The following is a 13,201-nucleotide window of genomic DNA, read 5'->3' on the forward strand; positions in this document are numbered from 1 at the left end:
CGAATAGAAAGGAAAGTGGCAATATGATCGGAAACATTCATTCCATTCAGTCCCTCGGCGCGGTGGACGGCCCCGGCGTGCGATACGTCGTATTTATGCAGGGCTGCCCGCTGCGGTGCGTCTATTGCCACAATCCCGATACCTGGCTGACCGAAGGCGGCTCACCGACCGACGTGGACGAGCTGGTCCGCAAGGCTCTCCGGTTTCGTCCGTACTGGAAGAATGGCGGCGGCGTAACCGTCACCGGCGGCGAACCGCTCCTACAGGCCGAATTCGTCGAGGAATTCTTCGCCAAGCTGCATGAGCACGGCGTACACACCGCGCTCGATACCTCCGGCGTGGGCAATCTCTCCAAAGCGGAAAAGGTGCTCGCGCACACAGATTTAGTCCTGTGCGACCTGAAATTCCTCACCAAAGCGGATTATCTCAAGAACTGCCGCGCGGATTTCGACCAGATTGAGCGTTTCCTGCAGCTGACCGCGATGAAAAACGTGCCGCTGTGGATTCGGCATGTGGTCGTGCCCGGTCTGACCGATGGGATGGACCATTTACACCGCGTCAAAGCCAAGGCGGAAAGCTATCCCAACTTTGAAAAGCTGGAGTTTTTGCCGTTCCACAAGCTGTGCATGGAAAAATATGAACGGCTCGGTCTGGAGTTTCCGCTGAAGGACACGCCTGCCATGAACCCGGATGCCCTGAAAACCATGGTCGCACAGCTGTAACACGGTAAAACGGGAATCAAGCGGCAAATTATGAACTTTAGGCAACACCGCGTCTTGTCAGTACGCAAAATTTACTCGCAAATTACTCTTGTTCAATTATGCGGTGTTGCCTTAGAAACAAACCTTTCAAATTCTGTTCAAAATTCGTTCACACATTTTGCGGCAAAGTGCGGTATACTAACATTGTCGATGAGGGAAGCCGCAATCCCGAACGACACAGCCTACTGATTTTTTTTATTTCTCTTTTACCCCCTTTATTTTGTGAAATGACCGAAAACACCCTGTTTCCGTTCCCCCTCGGAGGCAGGGTGTTTTCCTGTACGAAACCGGGTTTTCGGCAGTACACAAACCTTTCAAATTCTGTTCAAAATTCGTTCACACATTTTGAAGCAAAGTGCGGTATACTAACATTGTCGATAAGGGAAGCCGCAATCCTGAATCGATAGTCATCTACAATCTTTTATTTCTCTTTTACCCCCTTTATTTTGTGAAATGATCGAAAATGCCTCGGTTCCGTTTCCCCCACGGAGCGGGGTGTTTTCCTGCCTCGGAGTATCTTTGAAATGGTTAAGCAGGATACTTGTTTACATTGTAAAAAATATTTCAAGGTCTGTTCATGATTTGTTCACAATTAAAGGGCGCCTGCGCGATATACTATAGGTGTCAGTAAGAGTTACCCCTTTTCTCAAGCTGACAACCTCTTTTCTTTGATTTTATCACCTTTTCTTAAACTCTTTTCATTTGCATCAACGAGAACGCCCTGTTTCCTTCCCCCGGGAAACAGGGCGTTTCTCTTTTGGCTGCCAAACTGCGGTTTGGACGATATGCTGTTTTCTTTTCATATCCTTCACAGCATATTCAAATTTCGTTCACACATTCGGCATAAAAAGACGGTATACTGTACTTGTCAGTGAGGGAGAGCCGCAAATCCCGCATTGACGTCATCCGATTTTTTTTCATTTCTCTTTTTCCCTTTTTTCAATTTGTGTTATTAACCGAAAGCACCGCTGTTTCGTTCCCCCACGAAACAGCGGTGCTTTTCTGTTTTTGGCATTTGTCAATAAATAAGCCGGTGCTATGCTTGCGGAAAACGTTTTTTTAGGGTATACTGTTTTTTAGGCAAGATATATAGGTAAGGAGTTGTTTTTTATGGGTTGCTCGCATAATTGCGATAGCTGCTCGTCTAACTGCGGCGGCGAAAAGAGCCTCAAGGTTGCAGCCAATCCGGCGGCCTCTGTTAAAAAAGTCATCGGCGTTGTTTCCGGCAAGGGCGGCGTAGGCAAGAGCCTGCTCACCTCGATGATGGCGGTCGGCATGACGCGCAAGGGTTATTCCTGCGGTGTGCTGGATGCCGACATCACCGGCCCGTCCATCCCCAAGACCTTCGGCGTACACGGTCAGCTCGAGGGCTGCGAGGAAGGCATTCTTCCGGCACGTAGTGAAGGCGGCGTACAGATGATCTCGATCAATCTGGTGCTGCCGCATGAGGACGATCCGGTTATTTACCGCGGTCCGATCATCGCGGAGACCGTCAAGCAGTTCTGGTCTGACGTTGTATGGGACGACGTAGACTTCCTGTTTGTCGATATGCCTCCCGGAACGGGCGATGTACCGCTGACCGTGTTCCAGTCCCTGCCGGTGGACGGTATCATCGTTGTCACCTCGCCGCAGGATCTGGTCTCCATGATCGTAGGCAAGGCGGTTAAGATGGCGAAGATGATGAACATTCCGGTGCTCGGCATTGTGGAGAACTACAGCTATCTGGCGTGCCCGGACTGCGGCAAGCATATTTCGGTGTTCGGTGAGAGCCATATCGACGAGGTAGCCGCACACTACGAGCTGCCGGTTCTGGCAAAACTGCCGATCGACCCGAAGCTGGCTGCGGCGGTTGACGCAGGCAAGATCGAGGATGCAAAGCTGCCGGACGAGCTTTCCGGTGCGCTTAAGACCGTGGAGGGTCTGTTATGAACATTGGCGTAGCATATGAAAACGGCCGGATCGCCAAGAATCTGGCGACTGCCGTGAGGTGCTCATTATCACCACCGAGGGCCGGGAACCGGTCGGCAAGCGCATTGCCGGGATTGCCGGCACATCCGCGACCGACCTGATCAAGTTCGCCGGTCTGGAGCAGATCGACGTGCTCATCTGCGGTTCGCTCGGTCTGGCAACGCGCAACGCACTCGAGATGCTCGGCGTGCTGCTCGTGCCCGGCTGCGAAGGCTCGGCGGAGGAATCGGTTGCAAAGTTCCTCGTCGGTGAAAAGCAGGGTGACCCGACCATCCTCGAGATCGGCCGTGAGGAAGATCCGGATGATCCGATGGCATGCATGCACGACTGTGCAAAGTGCTCCGGCTGCGGCCCGAGCGAGCTGCTCAAGCAGATTCCGGTCGAGGAGATCAAGTAAAAAACATAAAAACCACCGATTTTCGGTGGTTTTTATGTTTCCAATGGAGAATTGAAGATGGAGAATGAATGTTCAGATGAAGCGAGTGCCGCTCCTTTTGCGGAAAGGTAATTCTCCATTTTCCATTCTCCATTCTCAATTTGATGAAACTGTGTTATAATCAAATGTATCATTATAATATAAGGAAAGAAGCTATTATGGATACCGAAAATCCGAAAACGGCAATCGAATACATACACTCTCTCGGCAGATTTTCCGGCAAGCCGGGTCTGCACCGCATCAAGGCGCTGTGCGAGGCGCTGGGCAACCCGCAGGACAGGCTGAAGTTTGTTCATCTTGCGGGCACGAACGGCAAGGGCTCGACCGCGTGCATGGTCGCCTCGGCGCTGCAGGCGGCCGGACTGCGCACCGGACTGTATACCTCGCCGTATCTGGTGCAGTTTTACGAGCGCATCCGCGTGGACGGTGTGATGATCTCGGACGACGATCTGACGCGCCTGTGCGAACGAGTAACGGTGGCGTGTGAATCGCTCACACTGCCCGAGGGTGAGACCATCGGCGAGTTTGAGTTCACGACCGCACTGGCATTCCTCTGTTTTGTTGAGCAGGAATGCGACATTGTGGTTCTCGAAACCGGTCTGGGCGGCCGCTGTGACGCGACAAATGTCATCAAAAATGCGGAGGTCTGCGTTATTACGCCGATTTCGCTCGACCATATGGCGGTGCTCGGCAACACAACGGCAGTCATTGCGGCCGAGAAGGCAGGCATTTTCAAGCCGGGCACGGCAGTTGTCTGCGCGGACGGTCAGCCGAACGATGTACAGCGGGTGCTGCGCCGTGCCTGTGATGCGGCGGGTGCTGTCTGGTTTGGCGGAGCGGAGGACTGCCGCGTGCTGCGGTGTGACATCGGCGGTTCGGCGTTCGTGTACGAGGCGCAGGGCTACACCATTGCCATGCCCGGACGGCATCAGCTGCAGAATGCGCGGACGGCTCTGCGGGCGCTGAACGCACTGCGCGAGCGCGGCTGGAACATTCCGACCGAAGCCGCCGTGCGCGGTCTGGCGCGGGCGCGTATCGCAGGCCGGCTGGAACGCGTGGTCGATCAGCCGCTCATCCTGCTCGACGGCGCACACAATGCCGCAGGCGCGGATGCTCTGTGTCACGCGGTGGATGAGCTGCTCAAGATGAAGCGGCTGCACGTTGTGATGGGCATGGTGCGCGACAAGGACTACGAAACCTGTGTTCACGAGGTCGCCAGCCGCGCGGATGACTTTTACGCCTGTGTGCCGGATGCGGGTGAGCGTTCGCTGGATGTACACACGATTGCAGAGCTGGCGCGGCAGTCGTGCAAGCGCGTGTACGAGTGTGAATCCGCCGAGCACGCCATCGAGCTTGCGCTGGAGCATGCGAAGATGAACGACTGCATTCTTATCTGCGGTTCGCTGTACCTCATCGGTGAGTGCGAGAAGATTTTGCGCGGCCGACCGAAAACGACAGATTAAAATGGAATAAACAGGTAAAATAAGGCTTGTACTTTGAAAGTACAAGCCTTTTATTTTTGTGTCAGTTGTTTTCAATAGGTATATTGTTTGGTATATCGCAGGGCGGGGTGCCCTGCGAAATAAGAGGTAATATTTTGCTGATTTCGAGGTGACATATATGCTGCAAATCACGCAGAGAAGGCAGGAGGGCACGCTGATCGCGGTGTACACCGGTGAACTGGACCATCATGCAGCACGGGCGGCGATCGAGCAGACCGAGGATCTGCTGGTGCTGTTTCCGTGTGAAAAGCTGGTGCTCGACCTGTCCGAGCTGACGTTTATGGACAGCTCCGGTCTGGCGGTCGTCCTGCACCTGTACCGCACCTGTGCCCGCAGCGGACGCGAATTTGCGGTGCGCGGCACGCCGCCGCAGCCGATGCGGGTGTTTGAGGCAGCCGGTCTGCCGCAGGTGATGGTTTTTGAAAGGGGGAAGGAATAATGCGGGCGGTCATCAACAAAATGAGCCTGAAATTCGAGAGCCATTCGGTCAACGAGGCGTTTGCGCGGCAGGCGGTCGGCGCGTTTGTCGCGCAGCTGGACCCAACGATGGAGGAACTTGGCGACATCAAAACCGTGGTCTCTGAGGCGGTGACAAACGCCATTGTGCACGGCTACGCGGACAAATGCGGGTTTATCACGGTCACGGTGCGGCTGTTCGAGGGACGCGCCCTGGAACTGAAAGTAAGGACGCCGGCTGCGGCATTGAGAATGTCGAGCAGGCGCGCCAGCCCATGTTCACCACGGGCGACGACACGCGCAGCGGCATGGGATTTACCATCATGGAGACATTCACGGACAAAATGCGCGTGCGCTCCACGCCGGGGAAGGGAACGCTGGTTGCGATGGTCAAGGTGCTGAAGGAGCGGCAGGCGTGACCGGAGAAATGCGCACGCTGCTCGAGCAGGCGGCTTCGGGCGACAGGGATGCGGAAGCGCGGCTGATCGAGGACAACAGCGGTTTAATCTGGTCGATCGCGCGGCGGTATTACGGGCGCGGCACCGAGCCGGACGATCTGTATCAGCTGGCGTGTGTCGGCTTCATCAAGGCCGTGCGTGGCTTCGATGTGTCGCGCGGCAACGAGTTTTCTACTTATGCGGTGCCCAAAATCGCGGGTGAGATTCGGCGGTTTCTGCGGGACGACGGCGCGGTCAAGGTCAGCCGGGCGGTCAAGGAACGCGCGGTTCGTGTGCGCCGCCTGCAAAGCGATTGGGAGAGCCGGAACGGACGGTCACCGACCGTATCAGAATTGGCACAGGCCGCCGGATTGACGGTCGAGGAAGTAGCGGCCTGCGAGCAGGCGGACGTGTCGGTGGACTCGTTCGAGCGGGAACTGTCCGACGGCGGACGCGTAGGTGATCTGGTCGGTGACGAGGGAATGGAGGAGAGAACCTGCCTGCATTTGTCGCTGCATGACGCACTGCAGGACTTGCCCGAGCGCGACCGGCAGGTGCTCAGTCTGCGCTATTCGCGTGATTTGACGCAGCAGCAGGTCAGCCGCATTGTCGGTGTGTCGCAGGTGCAGGTCTCGCGCATCGAAAAACGTGCCATAGAGAAGCTGAGGGAAATGCTGAGAGAGTGAAAAAGGAGTTCTCGTGAGAGAACTCCTTTTTATGTCCTTATTTTGTGAAAAGATTGCGGAAAATATGGGATATGCTGAAAATGCTTTTGAACGTATCAAAGAGGCCATCAAAAACATGCTTGGTTGCTTTTGTTCTTTGATGCGTTTTAATAATAGAAGATAAATCCTTGGGATGTGCCACAAAAGCTGCAATACCGCTGCGCCGATAACAGCAGAAGTACCTGCAACAATGGAGCCGATAAAGGATTTCTTGCGGCCAGCATCGTGATCTTTATATTGCTCAAGTTGACTCTGGTACTCGTTGTATCTAATCGTAAGATCATCAAGCTGTGCATTTCTTTCAGAGAGGGACAAAGTGTTGTCGTTCTGAATAATGGTCATTTGATATTTAAGAAGATCCAGCATTGCTTTGGAGTAGTCAACTGTTTGCTGGTCTGGAGCAAATGCAGCAGCAACGCCCTTGTCTACGGTTTCCAATAATTTGGGAAGTGTGGTATCCAAAGCCTTCGATAGACAGTTAGTTTCCTTGTTTTCAGCTTTACGACAGCATCGATGATTTTGGGTGCAAGGGTTTTGGCGATATTCCCAAATTCATCGATAAGTACATTGCGAATAGAGCCTTTCACGGCGGATTGTTTTAATAATGCCAAATCGCTCATAATGCCATCTCCTATTCAAACATTGAATGTAATGGAAATTTCTTTATATTCAATATAGCATATTTACTGTGTGAGGTCAACTGACCTCATAAAATAAATGCCCTATTGTTATCATAACAATAGGGAGGATGATGGAATGATAGATGCGAAGAGCATTGGCATAATTATACGAGAATTACGGGTGAAAAAGGGCATTACGCAGGAACAATTAAGCGGTTTAGCGGCTTTAGACCGTACACATTACAGCAAAATCGAACGTGGATTAAGAAGTCCTAATGTTGATACGCTATTTAAGATTGCATTTGCGCTGAATATGAAACCGCATGAATTGGTTGAAATTATTGAAGAAAATGTAGAATTTAAGTTTGAATAACCCTCTGAATGAATGTGTTCAGAGGGTTTTTGCATATTAAGTTTTGTGCATAAACTGTCCGGCCGACTTGGCCATCAGTCGCTTGGTGCCCTTCTGATCAAATGCAATTTCGAGCAGGGCATCGCCGCCCATCGGCTTTACCGATACGATCAGTCCATCGCCGAAGGCCTTATGGAACACGCGGTCGCCGGCGGCAAAGTTCGGCAGCGGCTTGCTTTTAGCTGCCGAGGCCAGTGACGCGCTCGGCGCAGTATTTGCGGCAGAGACATACCGCGCGCGCGCCACCTGCGGACGTGAAAGCGTGGGATCGGGTGCAGTTGCGTTTGAGAACCGGCGGCTTTCGGTGATATTGCTCTCAAGCAGCTCCTCCGGCATCTCATCAACAAAGCGCGACGGATGCGAATACTGCGTGCGGCCATACAGCAGGCGGCGCTCCGCACAGGTGAGATACAACTGCTCCTTTGCGCGGGTGACGGCAACGTAGCACAGGCGGCGTTCCTCCTCCATGTCCTCGTCTTTCTCCATTGCACGGAAGCCGGGGAACAGCCCATCTTCCATGCCCGCGAGGAACACGACAGGGAACTCCAGACCCTTGGCGGCATGCATGGTCATCATGATAACCGCGTCATCGTCCTCGCCGGACTGGTCGGCATCCGTGTACAGCGCCATGTTCTCGAGAAAATCACCGAGCGACGGCGTTTTGGTCTTGTCCTCGTAATCGACAATGTAGGATTTCAGCTCTTCAATGTGCTCAATGCGGCTTTCCTCTTCTACACCGCCCTTGAGCTGCAGCGCACGGATGTAGCCGCTTTTGTCCATGAGTTCATCGTACAGCTCGGAAAGCGAGACAAATTCCCGCAGCTTGCGCAGATTTTCGATCATCTCGCCGAACTTCTCCATTGCCGCGGCACCGCGGGACAGGGCAGGGTACTGAGAGGCATGGCATACCACATCGTACAGTGTCGTGCCGTACTCGACGGCAAGCTGCATGGCGGTTTCGACCGATTTATCGCCAATCTTGCGGGCAGGCGTGTTGATGATGCGGCGCAGACGCAGCTCGTCCGCCGGATTTTCGATCACCCACAGGTAGGCGAACATGTCCTTGACCTCGGCGCGCGAGAAGAAGTCGCGGCCCTTGTACACGCGGTACGGAATGCCTGCGCGGATGAATGCGGCGGCAATGTTATCCGACAGGACGTTATTGCGGTACAGAACGGCGAAATCTCCCCATTTTCGGCCTTGCTCCACGCCCTCGCGGATGGTATCGGCAATGTAGGCAGCTTCGCCTTCCTGGCTGTCCGAGCGATGCAGACGGATTTTCGCACCGTCACCGTGGTCGGTCCACAGCTCCTTGCCCTTGCGGCCGACGTTGTTGCGGATAACCTCGTTTGCAGCATTGAGAATGTTGCCGGTCGAGCGGTAATTCTGTTCCAGACGGATGGTTTTCGCGTCCTTGAACTGCTTTTCAAACTCCAGAATATTCGTGATCGTTGCACCGCGGAATTTGTAGATACTCTGGTCGTCATCACCGACCACGCAGATGTTCTCATAATAACCTGCCAGCAGGCTGGTGAGCACATACTGCGCGTAGTTGGTATCCTGATACTCGTCCACGAGCACATAGCGGAACTGGCGCTGGTAGTATTCAAGCACCTCGGGGTTGTTCTGCAGCAGCAGCACGGTTTTCATGATAATATCGTCGAAATCCAGTGCACAGGCCTTTTTCATGGCCTTTTCGTAATCGCGGTAGACGTCTGCGACCTTTTCACGGAAGTAGTCACCGACGGCATCCGCGCTGAACTGACGCGGGGTCATCAGCTTGTCCTTTGCGCGGGAGATCATGCCCATCACGGTTCGCGGATCGAAATTCTTGGGATCGAGATCGAGCTTTTTCATTACGTTGAGAATGACGCGCTTCTTGTCGTCCTCATCGTAGATGGTGAACGCGCTCTCAAAGCCGAGCAGGTCAACGTGCTTGCGCAGAATGCGCAGGCAGGCCGTGTGGAAGGTGTACGCCCAGACAGCGGACGCGGCTTCCTCGTCACCGAGGGCAAACTCCAGACGCTCGCGCAGCTCACGCGCGGCTTTGTTGGTGAACGTGATCGCAATCACCTGCCACGGGCGGGCAGGATTCATCGCGCACAGGTGCTCCGCGCGGGCGCGGTTCTCCGGCTTAGGATCGGTCAGGTATTCGGTCAGAAACAGAAGATCGTCTTCGGTCGCCCAGTCGGGCGCAAATTCACTTTCCAGTCCGTCGCCGAACTTGAGAATGTTGATGATGCGGTTGATGAGCACGGTCGTCTTGCCGCTGCCTGCACCCGCCAGGATGAGCAGCGGACCCTCGGTCTGATAGACAGCCTCGCGCTGCTTGTCGTTTAACTTGGAAAAGCGCTGTTCGATGATCGCACGCCGGACAGCGGCATATTTCATATCAAATTTGGTCGGTTCCATAGGTTTCCTCGTTTCGTTTGAAGATACAGAAAATCAAATGCAGAGATAGTATATCATATTCGGGAAAAGAAAACAAATGTTCTATCCGGATTGCGTAAAAAAGTCGATCGGAGTATACTATAAAAAGAGGTGAGCGTAATGACAGACAAACAGCGGCAGGAAACCTATGCACAGATGCTCGTGCGGCTTTCGCGCTCGAATTTCCGCAGCCGTTTTCATTTGAAGACGCAGGATAAGCAGTATATCCGCGATAAGGGATGGAACACGGTTGCCGACCACGCGGCAGATTTCGTTTCCAAGCGGCTTGCACCGGCCGAGCCGAAAAACGACGGCAAGCAGACACCCATGCGCGGGCATCCGGTGTTCATCGCGCAGCACGCGACCGCCTGCTGCTGCCGCGGCTGTCTGGCAAAATGGCATGGCATCCCGCAGGGGGTGCCGCTTTCGGCGGAGCAGCAGGTCTATATCGTTGGAATGCTGATGAGCTGGATGAGGAGAGAAATGGAAAATTGAGAATTAGAGTGAGAGTGAAGAGAGACTTGCGGTTTACCGCTCTCCATAGAATAAAAAAGAGACGCAGTTGCGTCTCTTCTGCTATTTTGACATATAGCTGCGGATAATACATAGTATGAGTGCGATTCCGCTGGAAACACCAATCAAGTATTGATGGTTGATATAATCGTCCATCGTGTGCGGTGTGTGGGCAGTCAGAGTGATCCAAACCGCAATTCCGACAGCAATCATGGCCGACAGGGCACAGAGAATATTGATAACGCTTTTTCGATTCATCACAGTAGCCTCCCATCATAAACGAGGTTAGTCGGTATATACACAGCATAGCACAGCGATAGGAAGAACGCAATAAATGAGATGCAGATGGTTACAGTAAATAGCGGTTATATAAAAGGTAAGAGGTACTAAAGATGAAACTCTCAGGTGCCGTCCGTAACTACTGGGCCAACGAGTTACCCGCCGCCGCGGGTGTGGCGAACCACCGAGCCAAGGGCTGGCACTCGCTCCGTATCCGATAGTGAACAATTTGATGAGGATTTGTATAGCTGTAATAATTTTCATGTTAAAAAATCTGCATTTCGTACAATCAATCTCTTGTCACAAACGACACGATTTGATAATATATAAGAAGTGTTGCTGTTTTACGCGCTAAATGGTAAAAACAGCATAATTGATTCTCTGCCGGGCGGCAGGGATAAGGAGGAAATTGAGGTTTCATGAGTAAGGTTGAGCAGTATATCACCAGCATTCCGGATTTTCCGAAGGAGGGCATCATCTTCCGCGATATTACCACCGTGCTCGGTGATGCGGACGGCTTCCATCTGGCGGTGGACGAGATGACTGCGCTGCTGGACGGCGTGGAGTTTGACGCAATCGCCGGTCTGGAATCCCGCGGATTCCTGTTCGGTGCACCGATGGCGTACAATCTGCATAAGGCATTCATTCCGATCCGCAAGCAGGGCAAACTGCCGCGTGCAACGTCCCGCATGTCCTACGAGCTGGAATACGGCATGGAGACCATCGAGGTACACCGCGATGACATCAAGCCGGGGATGAAGATCGTCGTTGTCGATGACCTGATCGCTACCGGCGGTACGCTTGAGGCGGCTGTCCACCTGTTGGAGCAGCTCGGCGCGAAGGTCGTCAAGGTTGTCTGCCTGCTGGAGCTCAAGGGTCTGCACGGACGCGACCGCATCAAAACCTGTCCGGCGGAGACGGTTGTCGCTTACGAGGGGAAGTAAGTAAAATTATCATTTCACAGTAATCAAGGCGAAAGCCTGAAAATTAAAAAGGGGGTTATTCGATGTTTGAACGTGTTTTCAAGCTATCGGAACACAAAACCACAGTCAAGACCGAGGTCATGGCCGGTATCACTACCTTTATGACCATGGCGTACATCCTTGCCGTAAACCCGAGCGTACTCGGCTCCACCGGTATGGATACCACCGCGGTATTGCTGGCAACCGCTCTGGCATCCTGCCTGGGCACGCTGTGCATGGCGTTTATGGCAAACCTGCCGTTCGCGCTCTCTGCCGGCATGGGTCTGAACGCCTTTATGGCGTACACCGTTGTTGCAGGCTATGGCTACAGCTGGCAGGTTGCGCTGCTGGCCGTATTCATTGAGGGCCTGATCTTCATCGTCCTGTCGCTCACCAACATCCGTGAGGCCATCTTCAATGCCATTCCGCTGACGCTCAAAAAGGGTGTTTCGGTTGGTATCGGTCTGTTCATCGCCTTCATCGGCCTGCAGAACTCCGGCCTGTGCGTGGACTCCGCAACGCTGGTCGGCATCATCAGCTTCCCGGAGAATTTCCACACCGCAGGCATCTGCGCACTGCTGACGCTGATCGGTCTGTTCTTCACCGCAGTATTCTACACCCGCAAGATGAAGGGCGCCATCCTGTACGGCATCCTGCTGACCTGGATCCTCGGCATGATCTGTCAGGTGACCGGCCTTTACGTTCCGACGCCGGACGCAGGCTTCTATTCTCTGTTCCCGAGCTGGGGCATGACCGACTTCTCCAGACTGGGTCTGACCTTCGGCCAGTGCTTCAATGTTGATTTCAGCGCGGTTGGCATCGTAAACTTCATCGTTGTCATCTTCTCGTTCCTGTTCGTTGATATCTTCGACACCCTCGGCACGCTGATCGGTGTTGCCACCAAGGCGAAGATGCTCGATAAGGACGGCAAGCTGCCGGGCATCAAGCCCGCTCTGCTGGCAGACTCGATTGCAACCTCCGCAGGTGCAATTCTGGGTACTTCCACCACCACCACCTTTGTTGAGTCCGCATCCGGCGTTGCAGTCGGCGGCCGTACCGGCCTGACCGCTCTGGTTACCGGCATCCTGTTCCTTGTATCCACGCTGTTTGCGCCGATCTTCACCGCCATCCCGTCCTTCGCAACCGCTCCGGCGCTGATCATGGTTGGCTTCCTGATGGTAGGCACCGTAACCGAGATCAACTTCGATCTGGACAACCTGACCGAGTCCATCCCGGCTTATCTCGCCATCATCGCTATGCCGCTGTTCTACAGCATCTCCGAGGGTATCTCTCTGGGCGTTATCTCCTACGTTCTGCTGAATGTTGCAGCCGGCAAGGGCAAGAAGGTTGCTCCGCTGATGTACGTTCTGGCAGTACTGTTCGTACTCAAGTACATCTTCCTTTAATTAAGAAATCGTAAAGATACAGAAGGCTGCCGAAGCTCGCTTCGGCAGCCTTTTTTGTATGGCATGAAAATCATGGTGAATATCAGAGGAAATACGCGAAAACAGTGGGGATTGCAGTTGAACGGTGTCGATACTTGACAGAAAACGTAGGAGTTAGTACGATAGAAACTTACTACAATCCAGCTGCTTCTAAACCCCTGTAATTACGCTGTTTTCAGAGTGGTTAGAAGTGGATAAATGCCGAGAAATGCAGGCAACTTGTGCATTATTTCTACACTACTCCTACATCTATAT

Annotated in this window: 12 protein-coding genes and 2 pseudogenes; 11 read left to right on the plus strand and 3 right to left on the minus strand. The window is 53.5% G+C overall.

Annotation, left to right across the window (positions count from 1 at the left end; translation table 11 throughout):
* The first annotated feature begins 23 nt into the window (after nt 1-23).
* The 7 genes and pseudogenes from pflA to DXB00_RS00340 all read left to right on the plus strand — a co-directional run bounded on the left by pflA (nt 24) and on the right by DXB00_RS00340 (nt 6,246).
* Complete coding sequence (pflA, locus tag DXB00_RS00310) at nt 24-722, plus strand: pyruvate formate-lyase-activating protein (protein ID WP_118728837.1); 699 nt, start codon at nt 24-26, stop codon at nt 720-722.
* A gap of 1,149 nt (nt 723-1,871) precedes the next feature.
* Nucleotides 1,872-2,690, plus strand: coding sequence for a P-loop NTPase (locus tag DXB00_RS00315; RefSeq protein ID WP_117751035.1), 819 nt, complete (start codon nt 1,872-1,874; stop codon nt 2,688-2,690).
* A gap of 55 nt (nt 2,691-2,745) precedes the next feature.
* Nucleotides 2,746-3,126, plus strand: a pseudogene (locus tag DXB00_RS00320) (NifB/NifX family molybdenum-iron cluster-binding protein); the annotation flags it as partial.
* A gap of 197 nt (nt 3,127-3,323) precedes the next feature.
* A complete protein-coding gene (locus DXB00_RS00325) occupies nt 3,324-4,628 on the plus strand; it encodes a bifunctional folylpolyglutamate synthase/dihydrofolate synthase (RefSeq protein WP_158578252.1) in 1,305 nt (434 codons plus the stop codon).
* Nucleotides 4,629-4,785: 157 nt separating this feature from the next.
* Nucleotides 4,786-5,106 carry an anti-sigma factor antagonist gene (locus DXB00_RS00330; protein WP_110435314.1) on the plus strand — a complete coding sequence of 107 codons (321 nt, stop codon included), beginning with the start codon at nt 4,786-4,788 and terminating at the stop codon, nt 5,104-5,106.
* Between the two features lie 107 nt (nt 5,107-5,213).
* A pseudogene (locus tag DXB00_RS00335) lies at nt 5,214-5,542 on the plus strand (ATP-binding protein).
* Nucleotides 5,539-6,246 carry a sigma-70 family RNA polymerase sigma factor gene (locus DXB00_RS00340; protein WP_243022600.1) on the plus strand — a complete coding sequence of 236 codons (708 nt, stop codon included), beginning with the start codon at nt 5,539-5,541 and terminating at the stop codon, nt 6,244-6,246. The pseudogene DXB00_RS00335 and the gene DXB00_RS00340 overlap by 4 nt, the downstream one beginning before the upstream one ends.
* 464 nt (nt 6,247-6,710) lie before the next feature.
* On the opposite strand, the gene DXB00_RS00345 is transcribed toward DXB00_RS00340, so the two are convergent.
* On the minus strand, nt 6,711-6,905 hold the full coding sequence (locus tag DXB00_RS00345) for a hypothetical protein (protein ID WP_119214343.1): 195 nt from the start codon (nt 6,903-6,905) through the stop codon (nt 6,711-6,713).
* Nucleotides 6,906-7,041: 136 nt separating this feature from the next.
* Here DXB00_RS00345 and DXB00_RS00350 point away from each other — a divergent pair, with 136 nt between their 5' ends.
* On the plus strand, nt 7,042-7,278 hold the full coding sequence (locus tag DXB00_RS00350) for a helix-turn-helix domain-containing protein (RefSeq protein ID WP_118728840.1): 237 nt from the start codon (nt 7,042-7,044) through the stop codon (nt 7,276-7,278).
* 36 nt (nt 7,279-7,314) lie between these two features.
* On the opposite strand, the gene DXB00_RS00355 is transcribed toward DXB00_RS00350, so the two are convergent.
* A complete protein-coding gene (locus DXB00_RS00355; RefSeq protein ID WP_118728841.1) occupies nt 7,315-9,729 on the minus strand; it encodes an ATP-dependent helicase in 2,415 nt (804 codons plus the stop codon).
* Between the two features lie 138 nt (nt 9,730-9,867).
* Between DXB00_RS00355 and DXB00_RS00360 the strand changes: the two genes are divergently transcribed.
* Complete coding sequence (locus DXB00_RS00360; RefSeq protein ID WP_118728842.1) at nt 9,868-10,242, plus strand: DUF4186 domain-containing protein; 375 nt, start codon at nt 9,868-9,870, stop codon at nt 10,240-10,242.
* An 81-nt stretch (nt 10,243-10,323) separates the two neighbouring features.
* Here DXB00_RS00360 and DXB00_RS00365 read toward each other — a convergent pair whose 3' ends face one another.
* A complete protein-coding gene (locus DXB00_RS00365; RefSeq protein ID WP_118728843.1) occupies nt 10,324-10,518 on the minus strand; it encodes a hypothetical protein in 195 nt (64 codons plus the stop codon).
* A gap of 440 nt (nt 10,519-10,958) precedes the next feature.
* Between DXB00_RS00365 and DXB00_RS00370 the strand changes: the two genes are divergently transcribed.
* Together DXB00_RS00370 and DXB00_RS00375 are read left to right on the plus strand one after the other, a co-directional pair.
* Nucleotides 10,959-11,483, plus strand: a complete 525-nt coding sequence (locus DXB00_RS00370; protein ID WP_110435309.1) for an adenine phosphoribosyltransferase — start codon at nt 10,959-10,961, stop codon at nt 11,481-11,483.
* A 62-nt stretch (nt 11,484-11,545) separates the two neighbouring features.
* Complete coding sequence (locus DXB00_RS00375) at nt 11,546-12,907, plus strand: NCS2 family permease (protein WP_118728844.1); 1,362 nt, start codon at nt 11,546-11,548, stop codon at nt 12,905-12,907.
* Nucleotides 12,908-13,201: the final 294 nt, after the last annotated feature.

The sequence above is a fragment of the Butyricicoccus sp. OF10-2 genome (genome assembly GCF_003481925.1).
GTDB lineage: Bacteria > Bacillota > Clostridia > Oscillospirales > Butyricicoccaceae > Agathobaculum > Agathobaculum butyriciproducens.